At 71.5% G+C, this 26,664-nt stretch carries 32 protein-coding genes; 14 read left to right on the top strand and 18 right to left on the bottom strand.

Features of this window, described 5'->3' with window-relative positions:
- Positions 1–155: 155 nt before the first annotated feature.
- A complete protein-coding gene (locus OG439_RS05465) occupies positions 156–560 on the top strand; it encodes a histone-like nucleoid-structuring protein Lsr2 (RefSeq protein ID WP_247049881.1) in 405 nt (134 codons plus the stop codon).
- Between the two features lie 119 nt (positions 561–679).
- Here OG439_RS05465 and OG439_RS05460 read toward each other — a convergent pair whose 3' ends face one another.
- The 3 genes from OG439_RS05460 to OG439_RS05450 are packed head-to-tail and all read right to left on the bottom strand — an operon-like array spanning position 680 to position 2,450.
- On the bottom strand, positions 680–1,951 hold the full coding sequence (locus OG439_RS05460; RefSeq protein ID WP_326948239.1) for an MFS transporter: 1,272 nt from the start codon (positions 1,949–1,951) through the stop codon (positions 680–682).
- A complete protein-coding gene (locus OG439_RS05455) occupies positions 1,948–2,295 on the bottom strand; it encodes a VOC family protein (protein ID WP_326948238.1) in 348 nt (115 codons plus the stop codon). Before OG439_RS05455 ends, OG439_RS05460 begins: the two co-directional genes overlap by 4 nt.
- Positions 2,295–2,450: a CopG family transcriptional regulator gene (locus tag OG439_RS05450; RefSeq protein WP_247049876.1), complete on the bottom strand. Its 156-nt coding sequence runs from the start codon at positions 2,448–2,450 to the stop codon at positions 2,295–2,297. The genes OG439_RS05455 and OG439_RS05450 overlap by 1 nt, the downstream gene beginning before the upstream one ends.
- A 113-nt stretch (positions 2,451–2,563) precedes the next feature.
- Here OG439_RS05450 and OG439_RS05445 point away from each other — a divergent pair, with 113 nt between their 5' ends.
- Entirely contained in the window at positions 2,564–2,806 is a 243-nt protein-coding gene (locus OG439_RS05445; RefSeq protein ID WP_326951496.1) for an aminotransferase class III-fold pyridoxal phosphate-dependent enzyme, read from the top strand.
- A gap of 40 nt (positions 2,807–2,846) precedes the next feature.
- Here OG439_RS05445 and OG439_RS05440 read toward each other — a convergent pair whose 3' ends face one another.
- Positions 2,847–3,839 carry an SDR family NAD(P)-dependent oxidoreductase gene (locus tag OG439_RS05440; protein ID WP_326948237.1) on the bottom strand — a complete coding sequence of 331 codons (993 nt, stop codon included), beginning with the start codon at positions 3,837–3,839 and terminating at the stop codon, positions 2,847–2,849.
- A 5-nt stretch (positions 3,840–3,844) separates the two neighbouring features.
- Positions 3,845–4,867: an NAD-dependent epimerase/dehydratase family protein gene (locus OG439_RS05435; RefSeq protein ID WP_326948236.1), complete on the bottom strand. Its 1,023-nt coding sequence runs from the start codon at positions 4,865–4,867 to the stop codon at positions 3,845–3,847.
- Positions 4,868–4,953: 86 nt separating this feature from the next.
- Here OG439_RS05435 and OG439_RS05430 point away from each other — a divergent pair, with 86 nt between their 5' ends.
- The gene (locus tag OG439_RS05430; protein ID WP_326948235.1) at positions 4,954–5,508 is read left to right on the top strand and encodes a TetR/AcrR family transcriptional regulator; all 555 of its coding nucleotides are present in this window, start codon (positions 4,954–4,956) and stop codon (positions 5,506–5,508) included.
- Positions 5,509–5,526: 18 nt separating this feature from the next.
- Here OG439_RS05430 and OG439_RS05425 read toward each other — a convergent pair whose 3' ends face one another.
- Together OG439_RS05425 and OG439_RS05420 are read right to left on the bottom strand one after the other, a co-directional pair.
- Complete coding sequence (locus OG439_RS05425; protein ID WP_326948234.1) at positions 5,527–6,177, bottom strand: hypothetical protein; 651 nt, start codon at positions 6,175–6,177, stop codon at positions 5,527–5,529.
- Positions 6,174–7,406, bottom strand: coding sequence for a 2-isopropylmalate synthase (locus OG439_RS05420; RefSeq protein ID WP_326948233.1), 1,233 nt, complete (start codon positions 7,404–7,406; stop codon positions 6,174–6,176). Before OG439_RS05420 ends, OG439_RS05425 begins: the two co-directional genes overlap by 4 nt.
- Before the next feature lie 316 nt (positions 7,407–7,722).
- Between OG439_RS05420 and OG439_RS05415 the strand changes: the two genes are divergently transcribed.
- On the top strand, positions 7,723–8,469 hold the full coding sequence (locus OG439_RS05415; RefSeq protein WP_326948232.1) for a GAF and ANTAR domain-containing protein: 747 nt from the start codon (positions 7,723–7,725) through the stop codon (positions 8,467–8,469).
- 34 nt (positions 8,470–8,503) lie between these two features.
- Here the strand turns inward: OG439_RS05415 and OG439_RS05410 are convergent, their stop codons facing one another.
- A complete protein-coding gene (locus OG439_RS05410; protein ID WP_326948231.1) occupies positions 8,504–8,728 on the bottom strand; it encodes an Hsp70 family protein in 225 nt (74 codons plus the stop codon).
- A 335-nt stretch (positions 8,729–9,063) separates the two neighbouring features.
- On the opposite strand from OG439_RS05410, the gene OG439_RS05405 reads away from it, so the two are divergent.
- From OG439_RS05405 to OG439_RS05370, 8 genes are all read left to right on the top strand, one after another.
- Positions 9,064–9,534: a YbaB/EbfC family nucleoid-associated protein gene (locus tag OG439_RS05405; protein ID WP_326948230.1), complete on the top strand. Its 471-nt coding sequence runs from the start codon at positions 9,064–9,066 to the stop codon at positions 9,532–9,534.
- Entirely contained in the window at positions 9,531–9,842 is a 312-nt protein-coding gene (locus tag OG439_RS05400; protein ID WP_326948229.1) for a hypothetical protein, read from the top strand. The genes OG439_RS05405 and OG439_RS05400 overlap by 4 nt, the downstream gene beginning before the upstream one ends.
- Complete coding sequence (locus tag OG439_RS05395) at positions 9,839–10,216, top strand: hypothetical protein (protein ID WP_326948228.1); 378 nt, start codon at positions 9,839–9,841, stop codon at positions 10,214–10,216. Before OG439_RS05400 ends, OG439_RS05395 begins: the two co-directional genes overlap by 4 nt.
- A gap of 5 nt (positions 10,217–10,221) precedes the next feature.
- Positions 10,222–10,968: a WXG100 family type VII secretion target gene (locus tag OG439_RS05390; RefSeq protein ID WP_326951495.1), complete on the top strand. Its 747-nt coding sequence runs from the start codon at positions 10,222–10,224 to the stop codon at positions 10,966–10,968.
- The gene (locus tag OG439_RS05385) at positions 10,965–11,558 is read left to right on the top strand and encodes a DUF3558 family protein (protein WP_326948227.1); all 594 of its coding nucleotides are present in this window, start codon (positions 10,965–10,967) and stop codon (positions 11,556–11,558) included. Before OG439_RS05390 ends, OG439_RS05385 begins: the two co-directional genes overlap by 4 nt.
- Positions 11,559–11,620: 62 nt before the next feature.
- The gene (locus OG439_RS05380; protein WP_326948225.1) at positions 11,621–12,283 is read left to right on the top strand and encodes a hypothetical protein; all 663 of its coding nucleotides are present in this window, start codon (positions 11,621–11,623) and stop codon (positions 12,281–12,283) included.
- A 59-nt stretch (positions 12,284–12,342) separates the two neighbouring features.
- Positions 12,343–12,915, top strand: a complete 573-nt coding sequence (locus tag OG439_RS05375) for a TetR/AcrR family transcriptional regulator (protein ID WP_326948224.1) — start codon at positions 12,343–12,345, stop codon at positions 12,913–12,915.
- Between the two features lie 77 nt (positions 12,916–12,992).
- Positions 12,993–13,769 carry an SDR family NAD(P)-dependent oxidoreductase gene (locus OG439_RS05370; RefSeq protein WP_326948223.1) on the top strand — a complete coding sequence of 259 codons (777 nt, stop codon included), beginning with the start codon at positions 12,993–12,995 and terminating at the stop codon, positions 13,767–13,769.
- Between the two features lie 252 nt (positions 13,770–14,021).
- Here the strand turns inward: OG439_RS05370 and OG439_RS05365 are convergent, their stop codons facing one another.
- From OG439_RS05365 to OG439_RS05330, 8 genes are all read right to left on the bottom strand, one after another.
- Positions 14,022–16,292 carry an FtsX-like permease family protein gene (locus OG439_RS05365; RefSeq protein ID WP_326948222.1) on the bottom strand — a complete coding sequence of 757 codons (2,271 nt, stop codon included), beginning with the start codon at positions 16,290–16,292 and terminating at the stop codon, positions 14,022–14,024.
- Positions 16,289–16,969 carry an ABC transporter ATP-binding protein gene (locus tag OG439_RS05360; protein ID WP_326948221.1) on the bottom strand — a complete coding sequence of 227 codons (681 nt, stop codon included), beginning with the start codon at positions 16,967–16,969 and terminating at the stop codon, positions 16,289–16,291. Before OG439_RS05360 ends, OG439_RS05365 begins: the two co-directional genes overlap by 4 nt.
- Positions 16,966–17,487, bottom strand: a complete 522-nt coding sequence (locus OG439_RS05355) for a PadR family transcriptional regulator (protein ID WP_326948220.1) — start codon at positions 17,485–17,487, stop codon at positions 16,966–16,968. Before OG439_RS05355 ends, OG439_RS05360 begins: the two co-directional genes overlap by 4 nt.
- 56 nt (positions 17,488–17,543) lie before the next feature.
- Positions 17,544–17,777: a hypothetical protein gene (locus OG439_RS05350; protein WP_326948219.1), complete on the bottom strand. Its 234-nt coding sequence runs from the start codon at positions 17,775–17,777 to the stop codon at positions 17,544–17,546.
- 186 nt (positions 17,778–17,963) lie between these two features.
- Positions 17,964–18,740, bottom strand: a complete 777-nt coding sequence (locus tag OG439_RS05345; protein ID WP_326948218.1) for an MHYT domain-containing protein — start codon at positions 18,738–18,740, stop codon at positions 17,964–17,966.
- A gap of 32 nt (positions 18,741–18,772) precedes the next feature.
- Positions 18,773–19,162 (bottom strand): DUF742 domain-containing protein, encoded by a 390-nt coding sequence (locus OG439_RS05340; protein WP_326948217.1) that lies wholly within the window; start codon positions 19,160–19,162, stop codon positions 18,773–18,775.
- A complete protein-coding gene (locus tag OG439_RS05335; protein ID WP_326951494.1) occupies positions 19,159–19,665 on the bottom strand; it encodes a roadblock/LC7 domain-containing protein in 507 nt (168 codons plus the stop codon). The genes OG439_RS05340 and OG439_RS05335 overlap by 4 nt, the downstream gene beginning before the upstream one ends.
- 5 nt (positions 19,666–19,670) lie before the next feature.
- Positions 19,671–22,094 carry a sensor histidine kinase gene (locus OG439_RS05330; protein ID WP_326948216.1) on the bottom strand — a complete coding sequence of 808 codons (2,424 nt, stop codon included), beginning with the start codon at positions 22,092–22,094 and terminating at the stop codon, positions 19,671–19,673.
- 609 nt (positions 22,095–22,703) lie between these two features.
- Between OG439_RS05330 and OG439_RS05325 the strand changes: the two genes are divergently transcribed.
- A complete protein-coding gene (locus OG439_RS05325; RefSeq protein ID WP_326948215.1) occupies positions 22,704–23,579 on the top strand; it encodes an SAM-dependent methyltransferase in 876 nt (291 codons plus the stop codon).
- 169 nt (positions 23,580–23,748) lie between these two features.
- Positions 23,749–25,428, top strand: coding sequence for an SIR2 family protein (locus OG439_RS05320; protein ID WP_326948214.1), 1,680 nt, complete (start codon positions 23,749–23,751; stop codon positions 25,426–25,428).
- Positions 25,429–25,431: 3 nt separating this feature from the next.
- Here OG439_RS05320 and OG439_RS05315 read toward each other — a convergent pair whose 3' ends face one another.
- Positions 25,432–25,596, bottom strand: a complete 165-nt coding sequence (locus tag OG439_RS05315; protein ID WP_326948213.1) for a hypothetical protein — start codon at positions 25,594–25,596, stop codon at positions 25,432–25,434.
- Positions 25,597–25,832: 236 nt separating this feature from the next.
- Positions 25,833–26,657, bottom strand: coding sequence for a DUF3592 domain-containing protein (locus tag OG439_RS05310; protein ID WP_326948212.1), 825 nt, complete (start codon positions 26,655–26,657; stop codon positions 25,833–25,835).
- Between the last annotated feature and the right edge of the window lie 7 nt (positions 26,658–26,664).

The following is a 26,664-nucleotide window of genomic DNA, read 5'->3' as shown; positions in this document are numbered from 1 at the left end:
ACGCCGTCCGCCCGGCCCTGTGACATTTTCACGATACTTGTTCGCGTTTTCGGGAAATTGCGATAATACCGGTGGGTATGTATGATCCACAGTGGATCCCGCATATCGTGCTCCTGGTCACCACGGACACACAGTCAACCGGTTGGAGAATTCCCATGGCGCAAAAGGTCCTCGTCGAGATGCTGGACGACCTCGACGGCAGCCCCGCCACCCACACCATTCCCTTCGGCCTCGACGGCGTCAGCTACGAGATCGACCTCTCCGACGACAACGCCACCGCCCTGCGCGGGGAACTCGCGCGGTTCATCGCCGCGAGCCGCAAGACCGGCGGCCGCAAGGTGCGCGTCGCCACCGGGCAGTCGACGGCGAGCAGCGCGGACCGTGAGCGCTCACGCGCGATCCGCGCCTGGGCCGGGGAAAGCGGCTATGAGGTCTCCGAACGCGGCCGCCTCTCCTCCGAGATCGTCACCGCCTACGACGAGGCGCAGCGACAGGCCGCCGAACCGGTCGCGGCCCGCAAGCGCACGCCGCGCAAGAAGGTCGCCGCCGTGAAGAAGTAAGGCATGACAGCCGTTCAGCGGCGCGGCCATGGGCCATTCCGCGTAATCGACGTCGTTTCGAGCGGGAATCGGTCCGGTCGGCGCCGCCCGGATTCACCGATACCCCGCCGGAATGATGGCTACCCGGCGGTCGATGTCCGGCTCGCGGCACCCGCGGCCGCGATCAGGGCGAGCGCGAACAGCACGTAGGCGGCGACCAGCCCGCCGGTGGTGCCGGCCGAGCTCAAGGTGCCGCCGACCGCACGGCCGAGGAGCTGGCCGACGCATTCGGCCGTGATGACCGCGGTCGCCAGCTCCGTGGCCGTGAATCCGCTCGAGCCCGCGGTCGTCGCCCGGATGTACAGGCTGGGGTATGCGAGCCCGACGCCGATCCCGGCCGCGGTCCACGCGCCGAGGACGACGCCGAACGAGCCGCCGGTGGCCAGCTCGACCGCCGGCACCGCCGTGCCGAGCGCGGTCAGGCTCAGACCGGCGACCGGAAACGCCGACGTGCACCGCGTGGCCAGCAGGCTCGTCACCGCCCACCCCAGCGGGGCGGCGCTCAGCACGACCGCCGCTTGCCCGAGGCTCATCCGGAACCCGCTCGTCAGCAGCACGGTGATCAGGCTGTCCGCGCCGAAGTAGCCGGCCGCGAACAGCACCATCGCCCCGAGCGCGGCGGGCGTCCCCCGCCGCAGGCGCGCGGTTCCCGCGGGCAGGATCGCGACCGTCCCCGCCACCGTGAGCACCGCGCCGGCGATCGCGAGCGGCCACCACCCCGCGCTCAGCACGACGCACGTGGCGCCCAGCGGCACCGACAGCGTCCGGCCTAGCGGGCGCGGCGCGGCCTCGACGGCCGGGTCGTCCCGGACGGCGCGCACGACCAGCAACCGTCCGAAAAGGACGAACGGCACCGGCACCAGCAGGGTCCAGCGCCACCCGACGAGGTGTTCCAGGCCCAGCGTCGCGGCCGGGCCGGCCAGAGCGGGCACGATCCACATCGCCGACGACGCCGCGACCACCCTGATGCGCAGCCGTTCGTCGAGGTGCCGGATCGCCGAGCTGATCCCGAACACCGCCAGGAGCCCGCCGGCCAGGCCGCTGGTGAACTGCCCCAGCGCGAACACCCACGCAGCCTGAGCGGACGCGGCCAGTGCGAGCCCACCGAGGTAGGCGAGCATCCCGGCGGCCAGGGTGCGCCGCGGGCCCAGCCGGCCCAGCACCCGGCTCGCCAGCGGGAGCGCGACGAACAACCCCAGTGTCGAGCCGGCGATCAGGAGCCCGAGCCGGCCCCGCGCGTCCAGGTCGTCGGCGACGACGGGCAGCAGCGTGGACGCGACGAACCCGGTCACGGCGGCCGCGAACTCGAGCGCGACGATCCCGGCGGCGAGCACCGGCGGGGCACCTCTCACGTGTACAGCTCTCGGTCGTACCGGTTGATCTGCACCCACACGCCGTCGGGATCCCGGACGCGCAGCGAGAAGCCGAAGCCTTCGTCGGTCACCGGGCCGGGCTCGAACCCGGCCGCCCGCAAGCGATCCGCGACGTCCTCCAGCGGCTCGTCGGCCTCGAACGCCAGCTCGCACCGGCCGGCCTCCTCCGCGGTCCCGCGGTGCAGGGCCAGCGTGCCGCCGTCGGCGGGCAGCTCGATCCAGCCGCCGGGGCGCGACGCCGGCCCGGCCTCCAGGCCAAGGGCCCGGTAGAACCGCGTCAGGGCCTCGACGTCCGCGCTGTAGCGGATCGGCAGCACGCGCATCACGATCGCTCCTCACCGCGTCGCAGGTACTCCTCGAGCGCGTGCTCGACGAACGCCGAGAGCGACTCGTCGGCGTCGACGGACGCGTGCTTGACCCGCCTGATGAGCTCGGGCGGCAGGTAGACGCTGAACTGCCGTTTGACGGCTTGAGTCATGCCCGCATGCTAGCATGCCTTCATGCCCGTTTACGGGCATCGCCGTGACGCGCAGCGGGCCTGCGTCCGGCTCGGGCTGCGGGCCGCAGCTGTGACGCTTCGCTCTCTCCGGGATCACGCCGGACCTGGTGACGCTGGACAAGCCGATGGGCGTGGGCAACCCGATCGGCGCCGTCGTCACGCGGCGCAAGATCGCCGACGTCCTGGCGGGCCGCTACGGGTACTTCTCGACGTTCGCCGCGGCCGCGGGCCACGCGGTGCTCGACATCCTGGAGCCGACCGGCCTGCCCGCCCAAGCCGTCGCGGTCGGCGAGCACCTCCGCCGCGGCCTGCGGGAGCTGGACTCCCCGCGGTGACGTGCTGAAGGTGCGCCCGGCGACACCGTGCACCGGGCCGTCACCGCGCCGGGAAGCTGACGCCCGTCAGTTCCTCGCTCACCGACCACAACCGCGCGGCCGCGGCCGGGTCGATCGCGTGCGGGGACACGCCCGCCGGCGGGACTTCGCCCGTCCCGTGCCGGCTCGCGTCGTGGTCGAGCTCCGGCGCCACCGGCGCGATGTTGTTGTCCAGGCAGTACACCCCGCCGAGGCCGGCCAGCTGGGGGCTGACCGCGCACCACACGCTGGTCGACGCGCCCTGCTGGACCGTCTTCTTGCCCGCGTACGGATCGATCACCGGCTTGCCGTCGTCGTCGACGAGCTTCATCGCCCGCAGCGTCTCCGGGGTGGCCCAGCCGCTCAGGTTGGTGTCCACAATGGATCCCGGGTGGACGGAGAACGCCTGCACCCCACGGCGATCCAGCTCGAGCGCGAACAGGATGTTCGCCGTCTTCGACTGGCCGTACCCGAGCATCGGGTGGTACTCGCGGCGTTCGAAGGCCAGGTCGTCGACCACGACCGGCGACAGCCGGTGCGCCGCCGCGGACACCGACACCACGCGGGCGCCCCGGGCCAATGCCGGCGAAAGCCTTGCGGTGAGCCGGAAGTGCCCGAGGTGGTTGGTCGCGAAGTGCGACTCGTTGCCGCGCGCGTCGCGCGTCAGGGGCACGCCCATGATCCCCGCGCTCGTGACCAGGATGTCCACCGCGCGACCCGACGCGAGGAACCGCCGCGCGAACGCGTCCACCGACGCCGGGTCGGCGAGGTCGAGCCGGTCGATCTCGACGCCGTCGATGCCTTCGAGCATGCCCGCGGCCCTGGCGGGATCGCGCACGGGAACGACGACGTGGGCACCGCGCTCGCGCAGCACCCGGGTCGTCTCCCGGCCGATGCCCGAGTGCCCGCCGGTGACGACGGCGAGCTTGCCGGTGAGGTCGACGCCGGCGGCGACCTGCTCGGCCGTCGACGCGGCGTCGAACGGCGTGTCCTCGATGGGATTCTGGGGGCTCATGGGCGTCACTTCCCGACGACGTCGTGGTCGATGAGGCTGCGGGCGCAGTCGAGGACGGCGACCTCCGCCGGCCGCGGTGTCCAGTCCAGCAACGACTTCGCCTTCGCCGTGCTGTGGCGGCTGCGGCGGCCGAGGGAGGGCATGATCTCCCGCAGCGAGCGGTCGAACAGCGCGGACACGCGGACGGCGAGGTCCGGCAGCTTGCGCGTCGGGACCTTGCGGCCGTCCTCGCCGAGGCCGTCGCGCAGGATGCGCGCGATGTCGTGCATCCACAGGAACTCGCCGGTCGCGAGGAACCGCTGGCCGGCCGCCGCGGGGGCGGTCATGGCGCGGACGTGGACGTCGGCGAGGTCCCGCACGTCGACGACCTCCAGGCCGATGCGCGGGGTGCCGGGCATCGCGCCGGCCAGCAGCCGGGAGATGATCCGGACCGAGCCCAGCGTGTCGGGCGACAGCACCGGCCCGAACACCGCACCCGGCAGCACGGTGGCGAGCGTCATCGGCCCGTCGTAGGACTTCATGAACTCCCACGCCGCCAGCTCGGCCGCCGTCTTCGAACGCCGGTAAGCGGGCAGCTTCGGCGCGTCCAGGTCCGTCCACAGTGTCTCGTCGGTGACGCCGTCGGCGGTGTAGGACGTCGGGCTGGCCGTGTTCGCCGCCGACGTCATGACGACCCGCTGGACCCCCGCCGCGGCCGCGGCGCGCAGCACCCGCAGCGTGCCGTCGCGGGCCGGGACCAGCAAGGCCTGCGCGTCCGCGCCGTCCGCACCGAGCGGTGAGGCGACGTGCAGGACGTGGCCGCAGCCGTCGAGGGCTTCCTCCCAGCCGTCGTCGCGGGTCAGGTCCGCCACCGCGAACTCCAGGTGGTCCGTCCGGTCCGAGACGGACGCGACCGCCCGCCGCACGCGGTCGCCCCGGCTCGCGTCACGCACGGTCGCCCGCACGTCGTAACCGCGGCCGAGCAGCTCGGCGACGCACCAGCCCGCCACGTAGCCGGTCCCGCCGGTCACCAGCACCGAACCCGACATCACGTCCTCCTCGCTTCGTTAGCCGTTCGGCTAACGAAACCAGCGTAGCACCACCTCCGGTCCGCCGCGGGCGCTACGATGACCAGGTGGCGGCGGTACGGGCGGCGCAGGCCGAGAAGACCAGGCAGGCGGTGCTGGACACGGCGCGGAGGCTGTTCCTGGAGCACGGGTTCGACGCCACTTCGCTGCAGCAGATCGCCGACACGATGGGTGTCACGAAGGCGAACGTCTACTACTACTTCCGCACCAAGATCGCGATCCTCGAGGCCCTGCTCGAACCCACGGTTGCCGCGCTGGCCGCCGGGCTCGACGCGCTCGAGCAGATCGCCGACCACGACGAGCGCCGCGAATCCTTCGTCACGCACTGGGTCGGCCAGGTCGTCACCGCGTACCGCACGCTGGCGCCGATGAGCCACGCCGACCCGATCGTCCGGCGGCACCCCGGCATCAGCCGCACCCTCGACGAGCTGGCCGACCGCGCCCTGCACCTGCTGTTCGGCCCGGCGCCGACAGCCGACCAGATCGCGGCCTACTCGCTGATCAGCGACCTGGGCGTGGTCACGCGCCGCCTCGACGCACTGCCCGACGACGAGCTCCGCGCCGTCCTCACCCGGCTGTGCCTGCGGGTCGTGCGGGACTGAGCCGAACACCGAGGGTGCTCAGGTGACGTAACCGGCCCGCAAGTGCGCGAGGTAAGCCTCCGGGCCGCCGTGTGCGCGGTCCTGAGCGCCGAGGCGGGTGTGCGTCAAGCTGCGATGCCGGCTCACGCGCAGTGTGGTGGTCGCCGCGCGCCCGGCCGCGGGCGAGTCATCGGCGCTCTCGAGGACGTGCACCTCCGGCGGGAACATCGCGCGCGCCTCGGCGGCAGAGGCCGCCGGCGGGTGCCCGGTGCGGTTGGCGCTGCTGACGTGGAGGTGCCCGACGTCCGTGAGGATCGGGCGCACCGGGTCCCCGCACGCGCCGAACACCAGCGCGTGGCCGTCGCGGGTGGCCGGTGACGCCCAGCCCGGCGCCCGGCCGCTCACCACGGGCAGCAGCAGCGTCAGCCGTTCGCGCACCAGGAGCTCGCGGACGAGCACCCGGGTGGCGTCGTCGAGATCGAGGGCGGCGGCGAACTCGGACCAGGGCTCGTCGTCGACGAGCCACAACGCGACGGCTTGGTCCGCGGGGCGGCCCTTGGCGGTGTTGACGACGTCGGGCGCGGTCGCGGCGACCACCGAGGTCAGCGGGTACGGGTTCGGGAACACGACCGCCGAGCCCGCCCGCAACGCGTCGGCGGCTGCGGCGGGCTGCGTCAGGATCGCCGTCACGTCGCCGGCACCGCGGCGGTCGCGCGGAACGCGTCGACGAACCCGACGAGGCTCTCGACCGGGACGACCGCTTCGTTGCGGCGGAACGCTTCGGCCTTCACCCAGGCCAGCGCCGCCGCCGTCTCCGCGCGGTCGAGCACCAGGCCCGCCCGTTCGCCGACCGCGCGCAGCACCCGGGTACTGGCCAGGTGGGTGAGCACCACCGTCGGCTCGATGCCCAGCACCGCCGGGTCGAAGGGCTGGAACGTCGCCGGCCGCACGAACGGCGTGCCGGTGGAGATCGTGCCGACGCCGGTGCCGACGATCGGGGTGGTCACCGTCAGCGGCAGGCCCGTCTCCGCCGCCACCGCGCGGGCGATCGCGGGAATCCGGGTCAGGTCGGGTGCCGTGTGCCAGAGGTCGGCCTCGCCCAGCAGTTCGGCGGTGCGGTGGGCGAGCAGGAACAGGAGCTGCTCGGTGGCGACCATGCCGCTGCGTTCCGCGACGCCCAGCCAGGAGCTCGACACCACCCGGACGCCGGCCCGGACCGCCGCCAGCGTGTTCGCCAGGCCGAGCCCGAGGTCGTTGTGCAGGTGCGAGGCCAGGACGACGTCGTCGGCCACCCGCTCGAGCAGTGCCTGGAACAGCTCGGCGCACCGCTCGGTGAGCAGGTCGCCGGTGGTGTCGGCGACGACGATCACGCCGGCGCCGGCCTCGGTCAGCGCGTTCGCCGCGCCGGCCAGCACGTCGACGTCGGCGCGCGGCGCGTCGGCGAAACACACGTCCGGGATGACGCCGGTGCCGCCGTCGCGCACGGCCCGCACCAGCGTGACGGCGTCGGCCAGCGCGTCGACGGCGGGCCGGTGGACCATCGCGTCGGCCATCACGTCGGAGGCGGGCACCACGATCATCACCCGCGCGTTCGGCGTACCCCGCACCGCGTCGCACGCTTGCCGCACGTCGTCGAGGGTGGCCCGGCAGACCGCGGCGGGACTCACGGACCCGGCCGTCTCCACCGCGACCCGGCGGGTGGCGGCGAACTCTTCCGCGCACACCGCGGGGAATCCGGCCGCGAACACGACGTGCCGGGGCCCGTCACCACCGAAGACCCGGCCGTGCTCACGGGCCAGCCGGACGCGGAAGTCCCCGCTCATCAGGGTTTTGCCCTGCGCGCCGTCGCGGGCCGACTCCTCCCACAGCACCAACCGCCCGCCCAGCGCGGATTCCCTGACCAGATCCGGCGTACCCATAGTCGTCCTCGTCCTTCCCGGCGGTCCGGATGCGCCACCGGAACGAAGACAAGTGAACGGGGCCGCGGCAGACCGCGTCAAAGTGCCGACGCTCACACAGTGTCCCGAAGATCCGCATTTCGGTAACGGTAAGTGGCCGAGGCAAGAGCGGGACCCGCGAGAATCCCCTCGGACGGCGGATCGACGGCTCACCACCGCGTGAGGATCACGTGACACCGCCGCCGTTTCCCGGCTCGATGATCAGCCGATCGGACGATTAGTCTTCGGCGTACCCGCACGCCCGAGACCGAGCGCATTGCCCCCGAAGGAGCGCCCCATGGACGAGAACCTGCTTGACGAGCGGGACGCCGCACGGCGAGTGGACGACGTCACCACCGCGTTGGACCGGCTGGCCGGCACCTTCAAGGAGGAAGAAGCGCTGACGGTGGTCCTGCAGCGGGTGTGCCAGCAGGTCGTGCACGCCGTGCCGGACGCGGAACTCGCCAGCATCACCCTGCTGCGCGAGGGCAACCCCTACACCGCGGCGTCGACCGGTGACAGTGCGCACCACATCGACCAGGCCCAGTACGACGCCGGGCAAGGCCCCTGCCTGGAGGCCGCCCGGACCGGCGAGCTCCAGCGGGTCAAGGTGACCGAAGCAGCCCAGCAGTGGCCCGAGTTCGCCGCGGCCGCCGCCGAGTCCGCTGTGCTCGGCTACCTGTCCGCGCCGCTGTTCATCGACCGCGAGTACCACGGTTCACTCAACCTGTACGACACCGGCGGCAACAGCTTCGGCGCGCTCGACGGGGCCCTGCTGGCGCTCTACACCACCGCCGCCGAAGCGGCACTGCGCAGCACCCGCCGACACCAGACGGCCCGCGAGACGATGGAACAGCTACGCACCGCACTGACCTCCCGAGCGGTGATCGACCAGGCGAAGGGCATCTTGATGGCCCTACACCAAATCCCGGCCGGCGACGCCTTCGACCTGCTGGTCAAGGCATCACAGGAGAAGAACCTGAAGCTGCGCGAAGTCGCCCAGGACTTCCTCACCACCGCCTTGGCCGCCCCGAACCGCCCTTGAGCGACCGTCGCCCGCCGTCCCAGCGGCTCCTGCGTCAGCGCTTCACCGTGGGCCCAGAATCCGCGACGACCGGGATCAAGGCCGCGTGCGGATCCGGCTGCGCCACCACGCGGGCCGCGTCCGCGTCGATCAGCACGCACTGGCCCTTGCCTCTGGCCAAGTCCTTCACGGTCACCTGCACCGTGCTGTCCGCGTCGATGTCGAACCTGACCTCGATCCGCGGCACGCCGCGCCGAGCGCGCTCGGGTGCCTGGCTCACCCGGATCGCCGGCCGGTCAAGCCGGTCGAAGTCGAGCCGACGACCAGTTCGATCTCGCGCTGCGACACAACGATTCCTTCACGGGACAAGTGGCCTGGTCGTCAGTAAGTCGGCGACCGCGCCCCCGTGTTACGCGGGTGACGGCCGCTCGCTGCCTGTCATCTTCAGGGCGCGGTGGTGGGCAAAGTGCCGTCGACAGGAGTCCCGATCGGCTACGCTGGCCCGCATGGGGTGACCGGCCCGCGACCACCAGTGACGGCCGCGGGTGTCGACCTCGGAAGTGCGTGTCGGGAACGTGGGGAGGCGACACCGACGTGGTTTTCAGCGCGGACACAATGCGACGACAGGCCGCGGAACTGGACGAGGAACTGAGGCGGGTCCGGTTCACCGGCCAGTCCCGCGACGGCGCGGTGACCGCGGCCGTGAGCGGCCACGGCCGGCTCTTGGATCTCAAGATCAGCACCGCGGCGATGCGCGGCGCCCACCCGCATACGGTCGGACCGGACGTGGTGGAGGCCGTGGCGGCCGCACGTCGGCAAGCCACCACTGTGGCCACCGCGAAGATGCGCGCGGTCCTGGACAAGGACCAGGTGTGGCGGCCCGCTCCAGCCCCGCCACCAAGCGGCGTCGCCGTCGACCACCGGGTCGGCCCCGCCCACGACGACCGCACGCGACCGGACCCGGTCCAGCCGAACCTTTCGCCGGCGTCCGCACGTCCCCGGCGGGTGGAGGTCGAGGAGGAGAACTTCGAGAACCTCGACTTCCTCGGCGACAGCGGCGAAAACGAGGAACGGGGACGCTGGTGAACTACCAGGACGAGCTGTACAGCCTCGCGCGGGAGATCGACGCCGCCGTGGCCGCGGTCGCGCAGACCGCTCACGGCGCCGAACAAGCTCCGCTGCAGTGGCGGCTGCCGGGAGAACTGGGCTCGGTGACCGTGTCCGGAGCCGGCGACCTGACCGCGGTGACCCTCGACGTCGCCGAGCTGCACCAGTACTCCGCCGACGCCCTGGCCCGCACCCTGCTGCAGGGCATCCGGGACGCCGAAAACCGAGCCGATCGGCAACGCGGCGACACCGTCGCCGCGTTCGTCACCGAAACGGGGCTGGCATGACCTTCGACCCCAACGACATCTCCGGCCGCGGCTACCGGGTCTACCCCGAAGCCTTGCGCAAAGCCGCCGATGACGTCGCCGGTGCCGCCGACCTGGTCACCACGTTCGCCCGGACGGATCTCGCCGGGACCCTGCTCGGCGAGTTCGATCTGGGCTTGCCCGGGACGTTGACCACGATCATGCCCGACATCCACGGCGCGGGAACGGCCGAGCAGTACAACCGGGCCATCGAGACCATCCGCGGGGTTTCGGCGAAGAACGCCGAGACGCTGCAGCAGCTTTCTCGGGCTCTGCAGACCGCCGCCTCCTATTACGAACAGCAGGACGCCGCCGAGTACGAGCGGCTCAAGAAGCTCGAAGGAGGCCTTCCGTGAGCGACATGCCCACGCCGTGGACGACGGGCCCGCCGGCGCCGGTCACGACACCTCAGGCGGGCCTGCCCTACCCCACCGACTCCGACGCGACGATCCGCCACTGGGCCGAGTTCATCGGTGCGCACGGCATCGTGACCTTGCTGGACAAGCTCCGCGTGTTCGTCGCCGGTGACATCGGCAAAGTTCTGCAGCTCGCCGACAGGTTCGCCAATGAGTCGTCCCTGTCGGACGCGGCCAATCAGCTCAGCGATGCCCAGCTGACCTTGTCGAAAGCCTGGCACGGCGACGCCGCCGATCAGTTCGGCGCTTACGCCGACAAGGCCGTGACCATCCTGGGGCAGAACCAGAACTCGCTGATCAGCCTGACCAACACGATGTCCGCCATCGCCCAGACGATCATCGAAACCTACAAGACTCTGCTCACGACCATCGGCAAATGCGCGATCAACCTCGCTCAGCTCGGCGGGAAGATCGGCATCGCCATCGGGGTGTCGACGGCGATGCCCCCGCTAGCCGTCATCGAGTTCAAGGACATCGCCGATGCGGTCAACTCCGCGTTCGCGACGTTCTGGACCGACTGCCTGACCCTGCTCGGTGGATTGATGACCGACATCGGAAAGCAGCTCGGCAACCGTCTTCAGCTGTCCGTCATCGAAGCCAACTTCGCCACCTTGCCCGACGTCGGCGACAGCAACGACGTCATCGACGATCCGGCCCGCTGGCAGGTCAAGCCGGGAGCCACCCACTCATGACCCATCACCGCACCCGCTGCGCTGTCGTCGCCGCCCTGCTGGTCTTGGGGCTGAGTGCCGGCTGCTCGTCCGGCCGGCCGCCGGTTCCGGCGCAGCCGTCGGTGTCGGTCCCGCCGATCCCCGGGGTCGGGATGAGCGGAGCCGGCCGGTTCCGGGCCGATCCGTGCGCCGCGGTCACGGTCGAGCAGCTCACCGCCCTCGGCTTCACCGGCGGTGAACGCAGCCGCGACGGCAACCGGTGTGTCACCACGTTCGGCGCCGTCGCCAAGGTCAGCACCTCGAACCTGGGCGACAGCCTGCAAATCCTGTACCAAGAGCACACCCTCGGCCACGACACCGGCAACCACTGGGAGCCGATCACCGTCGAGACCATCTACCCGGCCGTCATCGTCGCCATCGACGAGAACGTCCCCAGCAAGCAAGCCGACGGCCCGCGCGGCTGCACCCTCGCACTCGCCGCCGACAACAGCACCCTCGTCCACATCAGCGCCGCCACCGCCGACCAGCCCGAAGCCGGCCCGTGGCAGCACGACCCCTGCGGTGCCGCGCAGAAGATCGCCGCCCTCGTCGTCGCCAACCTGACCGCGTAACCGCGCTGTCCCTGCTTCCGTCTGTGCCCCAGCACGTTCGGGCTGTCTGCTTGGATATCGAGGTGACCGTGTACGACCTCGCTCGTCGCCTGCCCGCCATCACCGACCTGCGCGCGCTGTGCCGTGCGCTGGCCGCGTTGGACGTCGTGCTGAGCCCCGGCAGCGAAGACCGGTACCACCTCTACGACACCGCCTGGGCGCCTGGTGAGGAACTGGCCTCCATGCGGGACGGCGCGGGCAACGAATACTCCGTCGTGTTCACGGCCGCGGGGGCGTACGTGCGCGGTTTCGACCACGAGTCGCCGATGAGTCCCTACGCCACCGACGACGAGGAACCGTGGCCCGGTGTTCTCGACGCAGTGCCCGAAGTATTCCGGAAGTGTGTGGCGGAACCGGCGTTCTCCGACGAGTACGGCACGCCGTACGTCACGGTGTGCCTGTGGCGTGAGCACGGCGACACCCTCTGGCAGCACGGCGTCATCGCGTTCCCCGACAAGGGCGACGACGGGGCCGACTGGCTGTTCGCCCTGCTGACCGACGGCACACCCAGGGCATTCCGGGAGTGGGCGCAGGCTTACTACGAAAGGCCGATCGACCTCGACGCGGTGCGCCACATCTACGCCGGGCACCCGCTGACCGCGAACGTCGTGACCGCGCTCAACTCCACCACCACCCTGGCGACCGTCGCGGATCGCGTCGCCGCAACCGGCTACCCGATCGACTGACCGGCTGCCGGCTGGCGACTCACCTTGACTCCCTACCAACTAGAAGGTAGAAATATCGCGTGACCACGACAGCGGATCGGATCCTGGACAGCGCCCAGACGCTGGTGCAGGTTCGGGGGTACAACGGCTTCTCCTACGCCGACATCAGTGCCGAGCTGTCCATCACGAAGCCGAGCATCCACCACCACTTCCCCACCAAAGCCGCACTGGCCGAGGCGCTGATCGCGCGCTATCGGGAACGGTTCGCCGTAGCGCGGAAGGAAGTCGACGACGACGCGGCGGGCGCGCGGCAGCGCCTGGTGGGTTACGCCGGGCTGTACGCCGAGACCTTTGCCCAAGGCGGCCGCATCTGCCTCTGCGGCGTCTTCGCCGTGGACGCGGAGAGCCTGCCCGTTCAGGTACGGCAGGCGACGGACGCGTTCTTCGCCGATCAGCGGCAATGGGTGGCCGGCGTGCTGGCCGAGGCGGGCATGCCCGCCACCCGGACCGGTGCGGCGGCCGAGGCTTACCTGGCGTCCCTGGAGGGAGCACTGCTCCTGGCCCGCGCTCACGGGCAACCGGACGGCGACGCCGGACGGGACCGCGATGTGGTCCGGTCGGTGGCGGCGACCCTGGTCGACGCCCTGCTCTGAAAACGCACCACCGCAACACTTTTTCGCATGACCACTCAACCTTCCAACTAGTAGGTAGTCAGATGAGGAGAAACACCATGGGACAGGACTTCACCGGTCGCAAGCTCGTCGTAGTCGGCGGCAGCAGCGGCATGGGCCGTCAGATCGCCGAGGACGTCGTCACCCGCGGCGGCAGCGCGGTCGTCATCGGTTCCCGCCCCGAGCGGGTCGAGAAGACCGTGGCCGACCTGGCCGCCCACGGACAGGCCTGGGGCATCACCGCCGACCTGCGCGATCCCGCCGAGGTGACGCGGGTGCGCGAGGAACTGACCGGCCAGCACGCCGACACGACGTTGCTCGTCAACGCGGCAGGCGTGTTCAGGCCGCTGCCGTTCCTCGAACACACCCCCGCCGACTACGACGCCTACCTGGACCTGAACAAGGCCACCTTCCTGATCACCCAGACCGTGGCGCAGAACATGGTGACCAGCGGCCGCGGTGGCGCCATCGTCAACATCGGCAGCATGTGGGCGAAGCAGGCCATCGCCGCGACCCCGTCATCGGCGTACTCGATGGCCAAGGCCGGCCTGCACGCCCTGACCCAGCACCTCGCCCTGGAGCTGGCCACCCACAAGATCCGGGTCAACGCCATCTCCCCGGCCGTGGTCGCCACCCCCATCTACGAGGGCTTCATCCCACCGGCCGAGGTCGACACCGTCCTGGCGGGATTCAACGACTTCCACCCGATCGGCCGGATCGGCACCACCGAGGACGTCTCCGCCGTGGTCACCTTCCTCCTCTCCGACCAGGCGGGCTGGGTCACCGGCGCGATCTGGGACGTCGACGGCGGCGTCACGGCAGGCCGAAACCAGTAACCACCGAGGCCCTGCCAAGCCTGTACGGGTTTGCCGGTTCGGAGCCCGTACAGGCCCTCGAAGCCGCCGTCGCCGCGCTCGGTGGCTCCTGCAGTACCTCCGCGAAGCCGCGCGGACCCCCGAAAGCGCAGGTCTGGTCCGCTACCAGATGAACCGCGGCATCGTCGTCGCGGACGTCGCCGGGCCGGATGTCGCCCGCACAGCCGTGGAGCTGGCCGGAGTCGACGAGCCCTAACGAAGCCATGCCCCCGGTCATTCCTCCCTTAGCTGTTCCAGGCTTGTCGTCCGCCAGAGGGCTGGGAGGGTTACCGCTGTTACGGCCAGTACTGCTATTGCCGCTGTTGCGGTCAGGAACAGGATTGCCGAGATGTCGACCGCCAGCTCGCGGTGTCCCACTGACCTCAGCAGCAGCCAGTCCAGGGCGATTCCTTCGATCACCGCGATGACCACGCCCACCGCGACCGGGATTGCCATCTGCCACAGCAGTGAGCGGGCCAGTACGCCACGTCCGACGCCGTTGGCCATCAGGGCAGCCAGGCTGCGGCGTCGTTCTCTCAGTTGCTCCCAGGCTGCGATCATCAGGCTGCCCGCGGCCAGCAGCAGCACCAGGATCGAGCCCACCGACAGCACGCGGGTGATCAGCGCGTACGTGCCGTCGCGTTCTGTGCCGACCGAGGAGACTATGCCGTTCCAGCCCAGTTGTCCGACCGTGTTGCGCAGCTGCTCCACCACGTCCGGGCCGGCCGCGGGGATCGTGATGTTCGAGATCAGCCCGACGCTTGTCGCCGGGGCCAGTGCGGCCGGGGTGGCCAGCAGGGCCGCCGGGTGTTCTGTTGATATGGCGCGGAAGCGGTCCGCCGGGACCGTCCACTGTGGTGGGACGCCTGGGTCGGCGCGCCGGGCGCCGGCGAACCAGGTTCGGTCGCCCGGGGCCGGGTGGTAGGCGTTCGCTTCGGGGGTTCCGACGGCGAACACGTCGCCGTCGCGGCAGTCCCCCGGTGCTCCTTCGGACCGCAGTTCGGCGCAGCTTCCTAGGATGAGCTGGGTCTCCGCGCCGGCCGCGTTCACCAGCGTGCCCGAGGTCGTCACCGGGACGCCACGCGCTCCCGGCAGCTCCTGGACGGCGGCGGCGAACACCTGGACGTCGGTGAGGCTCGACGCGAAGTTGCTCGCCAGCACCCGGACGCTTCCCGGGTCGAGGTGGTCGCTCTCGGCGCGGACGTAAACCCCTTGCAGGGCAATCGATCCGGCCAGTACCACGGCGATGCCGCTCACCAGGCGCGCCGCCGTCGCGCTGTCCACCTGCAGCCGGCGGACGGCCAGCAGCCAAGCGGGCGAACCGCCGCGCAGCCGGCCCGCGACCCGCTCGACCAGCCACGGCAGCACCAGCGGGACGGTCATCAGGAGCAGGACCACCCCGCCGATCACCGCCGGGTCGCCGGCGTCGGCCGACACCTTCTCCCAACGGGTCGCCAACAGGACCACGCCCACGACCGCGGGCAGGGGCCGCCACCAGAACTTCCGCGGGGCCTGGATCCCGCGCCGCACCACGCCGAGCGGCTCGATGACGACCCGCCGCAGCGCGAACGCGGCCACCGCGCACGCCAGCACCGGCAGCAGCACCGCGATCGGCACGCCGAGCCGCCAGTCGGGCACGACGTCTTCGCCGAAGATGCCGCCGCGGAAGGCGGACACGGTGATCAGCGGGACGAGCGCGCGCACCACCAGGAACAGGACCCCGCCCGCCACGAGCCCGGCGAGCGCGCCGAGCAGCGCCTCCCCCGCGGCGATCCGCACCACCTGGCCGCGGTCGGCGCCGACCAGGCGCAGCGCCGCGAGCCGCCGGTCCCGCGACGCCGCGGCGAGCCGGGTGCTGGCGACCACGAAGACGACAACCGGGACGAGGCAGGTCGTCGCCCCGACCACGACCAGCAGCAGCTCCAGCGCGGTCAGGTCGCGGTGGCCGGTGAGCGGCCCGCCGACGCGGTTCACCGCGACCGCGGCCGGCTGCGCGGCGGCGGTCGCGGACCCGAGGTAGAAGTACAGCTCGTTCGGGCCGGTCAGCCCGGCGTCGCCGATGGTGCCGATCACGGGCTGCGGGAACCGCCCCCGCAGCTCCTCCCCCGCCGGCGACGCCAGGAGGTCGGCGAGCGCCGGCGACAACACCGCTTCACCGGGTTTCGGCAGCACGCCCACCCCGGGAAACGCGGGAGCGCGCGGCCCGGTCGGCTGCACGAGGACGCCCTGCAGGCCCTGGCCATGGAACTCGTCCACCAGCTTGACGGCGTAGACCGGGTCGACTCCGGGCACGGTCGCGGCGCCCGCGGCCCCCATCCGCGCGGCCGCCCGGTCTTCCCGGGCGCCGAGCAGGTGCGGCACCGACGTCGCGGTCAGCAGGACGGCGACGCCGAGGCCGACCCCGGCCGCTGTGAGCGCGAGCCGCGTCAGGGCCGTGCGGGCCCCGCCGCCACCGAGCGCGAGCCGCATCCCGAGCCACAGGTCGTCGCACCAGCGCCGGATCATCGGGTCGCCTCGAGCTGCCGGGTGCGGCCGTCGCGGACGACGACCTCGCGGTCCGAGTAGGCCGCGACGCGGGGTTCGTGCGTCACCAGGACGATCGCGGTGTTCCGCTCGCGGGCCGCCGACGTCAGCAGCTGCATGACCTGCTCGCCGTTGAGCGAGTCCAGGGCGCCGGTCGGTTCGTCGGCGAAGACGACCCGGGGGCCGGTCACCAGGGCGCGGGCCACGGCGACGCGCTGGCCCTGCCCGCCGGACACCTCCCCTGGCCGCTTCCCGGCGATCTCCAGCAGGCCGAGCTCGCCCAGCAGCTCCCGGCCGCGCTCAGCGGCGACGCGCCCGCGCTGACCGTTCAACCGCAGTGGCAAGGAGACGTTCTCCAGGCAGGTCAGCTCCGGGACGAGCTGGCCGAACTGGAAGACGAACCCGAAGTCGGTGCGGCGCAGGGCGGAGCGGGCACGGTCGGTCAGCCCGGCCAGGTCGGCGCCCTCGTAGCGGACCGCTCCGGCGTCGGGCCGGACGATCCCGGCCAGGCAGTGCAGCAGCGTCGACTTGCCCGACCCGGACGGCCCCATCAGCGCGACGACCTCCCCGGCCCGCACCCGCAGGCTCGCCGCGGCGAGCGCTTCCGTCGGGCCGTACGTCTTCCGGAGATCGGTGGCTTCGAGCAGGACGCCGGTCACGCGATCTCCTTCGCCAGCTGGTCGAGCCGGGCGGCGGTCAGTTCCAGCCAGCGGAGGTCGGCCTCCAGGTGGAACAGCGCGTGGTCGCAGATCAGCTGGTCGACGAGGTCACCCCGGGTCTTGCGCCGGGTCAGCTCGCGCATCGCGTCGAGGTGCGCCGAGCGCTGGACGTCGAGGACCTCCGACGCGGGCCGGCCGGACAGCAGCGCGAGCACGACCTTGGTGTAGAGCGTGTTCTGCAGGTACGCGTCGGGCTTTTCCGCGGTGGCGAGCCAGCCCGCGACGTCGGCGACCCCGGCCTCGGTGATCGCGTACCGCTTCCGCTCGGGCCCGCCGTCGACCTCGACGCCGTCGGCCTCGACGAGCCCCTGTTTGAGGAGCCGCGCGAGGGTCGAATAGACCTGCCCGTAGTGGACCTGACGGTCGTGCCCGAAGCGGTCGTCGTAGGCGCGCTTCAGGTCGTAACCGTGGCGTGGGCCGCCTTCGAGGAGCCCGAGCAGAGTCAGTCCGATCGACATGCCGAGGACTATACACAGTGTGTATGACGGCCGTTTATACACCCCGTTCATAGCGATCAACGACGACGTTCGGCACCCTTCGGCGATCGGAAAGCGGCCACGTCGAACACCACGGTCGTCGTCACGACGGCCCGGACGCACCCCTGCGGGCCGGGGACGCACGCGGTCCCGATCCGGCGCACCGAGACCGTGCGCCAGGACCACGCGCAGCCGGTCGCGCAGGCCGGCGTCGCGGCCTCGGCCGGCACCGGCGTGTCCAGCGCGAAAACCACCAGAACGGCCGGCAGCAACGTCCTCCCCCGCACGCGGCGGCGTCGCTCGCGCGTCAGCGGACCGGTGCCCGGCTCGGCGCCCTGCTCATCCCTCGTACTCGGCCCATCGGAAACCTCCCCGTTCCCGGCTCCGCGGATCGGAGCGCCGGGTCAGGCTGCCGCGAGGACCGTGCGGATTCCTTGCGCTGACCTGCAACGCGCAGGTCAGCGGGCTACCAGGGCTTCCTCCGCCTTGACGGGCCGCTCGGCGGCGGTCCCGACGGCCGGCGCGATCAGGACGGCGCACAGCGGCACCGCCATCGCGATCGCCGCGAGGACGAACACCGGGAACAGGAACGAGAACACCTCGGTGCCCGCCGGGTCCGGGGCGGACATGTCCATCTGCATCCGCACCGCGGCCATGCCCGTGTAGTGCATGCCGGTGACGGCGACGGCCATCACGAACCCGGCGGCCACGCGCAGCACCAGGCGGTTCAGGACGATCGCGAACCAGAGCGCGGCCGTCGCGGCGACCACGGCGATGACCACCGACAGCACCACCAGCGGCGTGTCGTAGGTGAAGCCGCCCTTCACGCGCAGGGCCGACATGCCCGTGTAGTGCATGACGTTGACCGCGAGCCCGGTGATGAGGCCGCCGAGCAGCAGCCGCCAGCCGATCCGGGCCTGGCTGCCCGCCACCAGCAGCCCGACGAACACCGCCGCGACCGCCAGCAGCGCCGACAGCACGGTGCGGAAGACGTCGTAGCGCACCGGCATCCCCGGCGTGCTGAAGCCGAGCATGGCGACGAAGTGCATCAGCCAGATGCCGACACCGCCGATCGACACCGCCGCCAGGACCAGCCACCGCAGACGGTGACGCGGGTCCGCGGCGTGCCGGGCCTGCACGGCGCAGGCGAGACCGAGCACGCAGCCGACCACCGAGGTGAGGTAGGCGAGCACGAGCAGCCAGCGCCCCAGCGCGAAGTTCTCCGCGTGGTCCATGGGTCAGTCCTTCCTCCGGGGCACGGCCGGGGTCAAAGATCCTTCAAGCCGTGCAGCACGCGTTCCATCAGGTCGTGGCGCTCGCCCCAGGACGACGTGTCCGAAAGGGTGTCGCGGACGATGACCAGCCTGTCCTCCATCAGGTCCGCGACGAGCACGCGGACCACGCCGAGCGGCAGCACCAGCAGCGCGGCGATCTCCATCAGCGACCGGGGGCGGGCGCACAGCTCCATGACCTGGGCCAGCGCACTCGTCGAGTGGTAGGCCTCGGTCCGGCCGGCGGCCGTCGTCTCCACGAGCGCCTCGACGGCGATCTCGACCACCGGCGCCGTCCGGCCCTCGGTCCAGGAGTAGGGCCGCGCGAGCGACGGGGCGTGGCGCGGCTCCTCTCCGGCCGGGCCGAACGGCGGGTACTCCGTCACAGGCGGTCCTGAGCCACCGGCATCTCACGCGCGGGCACGTCCACCTTCTGCCCGACCCGCTCGACCAGCATCGTCATCTCGTAACCGACGAGCCCGATGTCGCAGCCGGTCGTGGCCAGCACGACCAGGTTGGAGCCGTCGCCGACGCTCATCAGCAGCAGGAACCCCTGCTCCATCTCGATCACCGACTGCACCACCCGCCCCGCCGTGAACAGCTCCGCGGTGCCGAGCGACAGGCTGTGCAACCCCGCCGCGATGGCCGCCAGCTGGTCCGCCCGTTCGCGCGGCAACGTCTCGTCGGCCGCGACGAGCAGTCCGTCTGCGGACACCAGCACGGCGTGCGCCACGCCCGAGACGTCCTGCACGAACCCGTTGACCAGCCAGTTCAGCGTGGCCGTGCGCTCGGGTGGCGGCGGTGAGCCGGGGAACACCCCCAGGGTGCCGCTCAGCGTGCGGCTCGCGGCCTCGGCGCCGGGGGCGCGCCGCTGGTGAACCTCGGGCAGTTCCGTCATCGCGGATCCACTTCGTCCTTTCCGGATTCTTCGGCGCGTGTCGCGGTCTGCTGTCGCGCCGCGCGCATTCCCTGGTAGTGCCGGGACAGGCTGTTCCGGACGGCGGAGGCGTCCCGGAACCCGCCGCCGGGATCTTCACGCACCCGCGGCACGACCGCGCCGGGCGCGAGCTGCGCACCGGGCCGCCGGGTCGGCAACCCGGCGTCGGTCAGCTTCGGCGCCACCGGCGGTTCGAGAGCGTCTTCCGCGGCGTGACGCGCGTGCTCCGCCGCCGGGGTCGCCCACTCCGCGGCCGGTTTCGGCTTCGGCTTCGGCGGCGGCGTCACGGCCGCCGGGGGCGGCGCGGGAGCAGCGGGGGCCGGCGGCGGTACCGGGGCGGCCGGCAGCCCGGGCAGGGGTTCGATCGGCTCGGTGAACCAGCTCGTGACGACCTGTTCGAAGATCGGCGTCGGCGCCTGCGGCGGCACCAGGACCGGCCGGGAGGACCCGTTGCGGCGCATGACCGGTTCAGCTTGCCTGCCGGCGCCGATCGGCCGGGCCAGGTCGGCGAGGATCAGCGCGCCCGGCACGTGCACGCTGGCGGTGACGCCCCGGTGCCGGCCGCTCGGGCCGGTCGGGCGCAGCCGCACCGTGACGCCGTGCAGCGAGGCGAGCCGGCCGACCACGAACAGGCCCATCCGCCGGGTCGTCTCGGGACCGACGGACCCCGCGGCGGCGAGCCGCTCGTTGACCGACGTGATCTCCTGCGGCGTCATGCCCAGGCCCTGGTCGACGACCTCGATGAGCAGGCCGCCGTCGGCGCCGCGGTCGGCGGTCAGCGCCACCTTGTGCTCCGGCGGCGAGAACCGCGTCGCGTTCTCCAGCAGCTCGGCGAGGATGTGCACCACGTCCGCGGCCGCCTCGGGCTGCACCGAGCTGCGCGGCGCGTTGCCCATCGCCACCCGCCGGTAGTCCTTGACCTCGGACGTCGCGGCCCGCAGCAGGTCGCGCGTCGGCACCGGCTCGCGGCCCTGGCGGACCGGCCGGCCACCGGCGAGCACGTGCAGGTTCTCGCCGTTGCGGCGCAGCCGGGTGGCGATGTGGTCGATCCGGAACAGCTCCTCGAGGCGGGCCGGGTTCTGCTCCCCCGACTCGAGGTCTTCGATGATCGACAGCTGCTGCTCGACCAGCGACTGGCTGCGCCGCGACAGCGTCATGAACATCTCGCTGACCTGCTTGCGCAGCTCGGCCTGCTCGACGGCGAGGCGGACGGCCTGGCGGTGCATGTCGTCGAAGGCACGGGCCAGCTGCCCGATCTCCTCCTCGGTCTGGACCGGCACGGCCGGCACGGCGCGCCAGTCGACCTCCTTGCCGTCGCGGACCTGCCGGACGGTCTCCGGCAGCTGCTCGTGGGCGGCGTGCAGGGCCGCCGCGCGCAGCCGGCGCACCGGCCCGACGAGCGACCGCACGACCAGCAGGGCGACGGCGAGCGCGGCGAGCAGCGCGCCCAGGACCAGCGCCGTGTCGCGCAGGGAGTCGGCGCGGGCGCGGTCGGCCGCCGACGACACGTTGTCGGCCAGCTGCGTCGCGACGTCGTTCAGCACGCCGGTCACCCCGGGGACTTCCGCGGTGATGGACGGGAGGAAGGACGACAGGGCCGCCGTCCCGGTGCTCTCGGGGTCCTGCAGCGTGCCGAGCCGGTTCGCGGCGGGGCTGGTCGCGGCGGTGAACCGGGTCCGCAGGGCGCCGGTCAGCTGACGGCCGGCCTGCTCGCCGAGCACCGTCTGCTCGGCGGCGGTCAGCACGGCCGCCGGGCGCAGGGTCGCGTCGTCCGGGCTGGCCTGCGCCGCCCGCACGTACGTCTCCTCGGTCGCCAGCTCGGCCCGCAGGTGCACCAGCAGCCGGGCGGTGTCCGCGGCGACGGCGGTGTCGCTGCCGACGTCGGCCGGGACGAGCGCGGGCACGAGGTCGCCGAGCGAGGCGATGATGTCGTTGTACCCCGCGGCCTTGGTGCGCACGTCACCGTTCGCGGCGCCGGCGGCGCGGATCCCGGCGAGCTTGCCGAGCGCGGTGTTCAGCGAGCGGCCGGTGTCGGCGGGCAGCGGCGCGAAACCGGTTTCGCGCTGGATGGCGGCCACTTTCGCGTCCACCGCGGCGGTCAGCGTGTTGGGCGCCCCGCCCGGTACCGCGACGGCGGCGACCATCTCCTGGCTCAGCGACGCCGTCAGGTCGACCGTGTCGTGCAGGACCGGCAGCCGGTCGCGCGCCGCGCTGAGCGTGGTGGCCCGGTCGAGCTCACCCTGGATCCGGACCACCGCCAGCGCGACGGCGACCAGGACGGGCAGCAGCAGGACGACGCTGATCTTGGTGCGGACGCTCCAGTGCGCCGGCCACCACGGGGCGTCGGCCGGCCGGCGTGGCGTGGACCCTCGTTCAAGCATGGTGGAACCGCTCGATTCCCAGCCGACGCGCGGCTGACGTCGAACCCGGACAGGACGAGATCACCCCAGGGCCGATCACGCACCGTCTCGAACGATCTTGGACACCGGCACCCGAACCGGTGAAATTGCGGCTTTCCCATTGACGTGGCGTGACCGAGCCGGGTTGCAGAGAACATCAACTCCGGCGCCCCTGTCAAGCCCGACACCGACATTTTCGACAGCTCGGCGCGAATTCTTTCCGACACGCCCGTACATATCACGCATCGTGTCCCGCCGACTCCGCCTTGCACACCGTACAAGCAGGTTCGCGCAGCTCCGCGCCTTGCTTAGGCTGGCTCACGATGTGCCCGAAGGGATCTTTTCCGGCGTCGGCAGAATTACCCACAACCGTTACACAGTCGCGACATCGGCACAATTTGACAAAGAGCACCGAGCATTGTTCGTTATTAATTTCCGGCCCGCACCCCGAGTGCGTCGCACACTCTCGAACATCACAGCCGGTGACGCACACCACACGCCCTGATTCCGGGCAAAACACTCACGGCACGCACCCGATCGGTCGCGCAGTGTCATGCTGGTGGGACGCAGCGATCTTCGGGAGGGTCACGGATGAGCGGGACGCACCAGCAGTGGGACATCGTCACCAGCGTCGGCCTGACCGCGCTCGCGGTCGCGTCCGCGCGGGCGATCGCGACGGGTTCCGCCGGCGGCCTCGTCGACGACCCGTTCGCGGCCGAGTTCGTCCGCGCGGCGAACCCGCCCAAGCCCCTGCCGACCGGCCCGGCCGACGTGGACGGCGACAAGATGTGGAGCGCGATGGCCGGCTACATGGGCCTGCGCTCCCGCTTCTTCGACGAAGTGGTCGTCACGTCCGACGCCCCGCAGGTGGTCATCCTCGCCGCCGGCCTCGACGCCCGCGCCTACCGGCTGGACCTCGACGGCCGTGACGTCTTCGAGGTCGACCAGCCGCGGGTCCTGGCGTTCAAGCAGCAGGTCCTCGACGACCTCGGCGCGCTGCCCCACTGCCACCGCCACCCGGTCGCGGCGGACCTGCGCCACGACTGGCCGGCCGCGCTGGAGCAGGCGGGCTTCGACCGCACCCGCCCGACGGTCTGGCTCGCCGAGGGACTCCTGCCGTACCTGCCCGCGCGGGCCGAGGAGGAGCTGTTCGAGGTGGTCCACGCCCGTTCCGCGCCGGGCAGCCGCTTCGGCGTCGAGCAGGTCCCGGGCGGCGACGTCGAGGGCATGAACCGGAGCATGGAGGCGATGCAGGCCGCCGAACGCCTGGGCATCAGCATGGCGGGTCTGCTCAACACCGAGCCCCGCCGCGACCCGGCAGCCTGGCTGGACGGCCAGGGCTGGCGCGTCACCACCGACATCGCCGACGCGCTCGCCACCCGCTTCCGCCGCCCCCTGCCGGCCTACCTCAACGACACGATGGCGAAGGCGGAACTCATCCGCGCCGACCTGCCGTATTCGCAGTAGCCGTTATTGACAAAAGACTGACACATTCCGCGAACTCCGAGTGACCACCCACTCGGCCATTAGCGTGATCTCTTCGGGCCGCGTAACAAATTCGGTGCCGCACCCGACCGTGCCGGAGCACGGGTGCCAAGATGACACCACGGTCACCGCGGAACGCACGAGGTCATGCATGCCAGAGAGATTCCGGTCCAAAATCGTCGACGCCAGCGCGTTCGACAAAGGGGACACGTTTTCTTTCGAAACGCAGCCGTACCTCACCGAGCTGTTCGAAGCGGTGCGCGACCGCACCCGCCCGCTGACCATCGTGGTCGGCGCGGGCGTCTCGATGAACTCGAGCCTGCCCTCCTGGCCGTCGCTGATCGCGAAGATGACCGAAGCGATCGACGACGAGGACATCCGCACGATCGCGCTGGCCGACCGGTCCGACCTGATGCGCAAGGCCGAGATCGTGCTGCAGCTCATCAAGGACGCGAACCGCAACATCCAGGACCACGAGGTGATCCGGGACGCGCTCTACCAGCGGGACCTGCGGGTGACCCCTGGACTGCTGGCGCAGTCGATCGCCCGGCTGGCCTACACCCGGCGCACCGACTGCCGCCTGCTCACCACGAACTTCGACATCATCCTCGAAGAAGCGCTCCTGGCCTACTTCGCCGAAGCTGACGTCAAAGCGTTCTCTATCCGGCCCGGCGGCAAGAAGGACTGGGCCGCGTGGAACAAGAAAGCCGGCCACATCGGCGTGCTGCACCTGCACGGCCTGGTCCGGCAGGCGCGCAACCCCGAAGAACCGATCATCCTCACCGAATCCCAGTTCCTCAAGTACGGCGCGGAAGTCCGGGCGATCCTCACCGATTCGATCAAGGACTCCTGCACCATCTTCATCGGGTTGAGCATGTCCGACCCGAACCTCGTGGGCCCGCTCTACGGAAGCGCGCCCACGAATTCGCTGCGGTTCTCCCTCGTCGTGCCCCCGGCGGTGAAGAACGTCTCCACGACCCGCGCCGCGGCCTACGCCATCAACTCCGCTCGCTACCTCGAGCAGACGCTGGGCCTCAAGCCCATCTTCCTGAAGTCGTACTCTCAGCTCAACCAGGCGATCTCCGACCTCGCGCTCGCCGTCGTGGAACCCGAGCGGTACCGGCCGGAGAACGAGGTCGAGGACTCCCTGGTCTACAACCGGCGCTTCGCCAAGGCCCTGGACGACTGCTACACGGCCGTCGGCTGCGAGCCGGACGCCGAGATCCCGGCCGGTCAGGCCGCGGAGGACCTGACCACGAAACTGCACGACGCCCTCAGCATCCCCGGCGGCCCGCTGGACGTCCTCGAAAAGCTCTCCCTCGAGTACGACGACCACGTCCTCGGCGGCAACGCGGGCGAGAACTTCGGGCTCTTCCTGTGGCTGCGCAGCCGGCTGCAGGAGAACGGCCGGCGCCGCTACACCATCAACCTCGTCGGCACCTCCGTCTACACGCACCGCGAAGAATGGTCGCTCCGGCACCACGTCACCATCGACCGGGGTTCCGACTTCGCCGCGGCCCAGGCGGTGTTCACCGGAAACCTCCAGGCGGCCAACCTCAGCCCGTCACCGATCGCGCAGATCTGGCGCGGCATTCTCGCGGCGCCCATTCTCGTTTCGGGAACCGGGAGCGAGAAAATGATCGGGCCCGACGCCGCGGACATCCTCTCGGTCGGCGCGATCACGTTGAATTCGACCTACGTCATCAAGGCCAACGGCGAAGAAGTGCCGCCCGAGCACCTGTCGCTCATCAGCAAACTGGATTCCGAGCGCTACAACCATCTGCTCGTCAGCCTCCAGCGGGCCGCGGAGCACGCCATGGACCTCGGCTGAGCGCTACTTCTTCTTGTGCGGCTTGGCCTTGATCACCGGCACCGGGCCGGGCACGGTCACGTAGACGGAACTCCCGACCCTGCGCCGCGGCGACTGGCCGATGATCGGTTCACCCGGGCTCGACGTCGGCGAGGCTTCCGGCGCGCAGGCCGCTGCATCCGTGCTCATGGCGTCAGCACACCCTTTCGCGCCGCGTACGGGATTCCTCTGCGGGAACGATGACACAACGCCCTGGAGAAAAGCTCGAACCGCTTCCCAGGTTACGCCGACCGGGGGACGAATCCGTCCAGGTGCTCATGCGATCACCCCTCCGTGGCGGTGTCACATTCCGCGCCGATGGTGCTACGGGTCGTAGTAGTGCGCGCAACCGCTCAATGCCGGAGTCGCCGGCCCCGAATCCGGCGTTACAAAAACGGCGGGTAGCGGATCGCATGGTCGTCCGGGTCGGGTTCCACCAGTACCGCGCCCGGGTCCTGCGGGTCGTAGCGGACCCGGACCTTGGTGCCGCGGGCCGGGGACTGCATGACCGGGGTGACCATCGTCGTCACCACCGTGCGCTCGCCCGTCTCCGCCGGGAAGCGGACGTGGACCGTGAAACGCGGGTTGCCCATGACCCAGACGTTCGTGAACTCGACGTGCGTGACCTGCCCGGTCACCAGGCGGCCGCGCTGGGTCAGGGCCTGCGCGCGGTCGTCCGCCTCCGCCGTGGTGAGGAACGCCCGCAGCAGCACCACGACCATCACCAGCGCCACGAGCCCGGCCACCGCGGGCACCAGGTACGGCTCGTAATAGACGACCCAGTCGACGTCCGACCAGGGCTCGGGTGTGCCGTCGAGGAACGGGAGCCGCTGGCCCACCGCCTCCGGCCGCGTCCACGACGGGATCGCCACGCCGCTGCCCAGCGCGATGCCGAGGGACGCGGCCAGCGAGCTCGCCCGGAAGCCGGCGCCCATCCGGCCCAGCGACACCCCGCCGCTCCACAGCATCGCGAAGCCGAGGGACGACGCCGCCGTGACCGAGAGGCTGAAGAACAGCACCAGGGACACCGCCGGGCCCGCGTCGGCCCCCCACGCGCCGACGCGGTTCAGCGACATCAGCCGGAACGTGTCCAGCAGTCCGAGGGCGCCCGACCAGCCCGCGACCGCCCAGGCGAGCGTCGTGGGCACCCCGAGCAGCCACAGGCGGCGGCCGGTGCGCCGGGGGTTCTCCGGCAGGCCGAATGCGAACACGCCGGCC

Source organism: Amycolatopsis sp. NBC_01307, from assembly GCF_035975215.1.
In the GTDB taxonomy this organism is placed as follows: Bacteria; Actinomycetota; Actinomycetes; order Mycobacteriales; family Pseudonocardiaceae; genus Amycolatopsis.
Note: the sequence above shows the minus strand (reverse complement) of the source record. Positions and strands in the feature narration are given on the sequence as shown.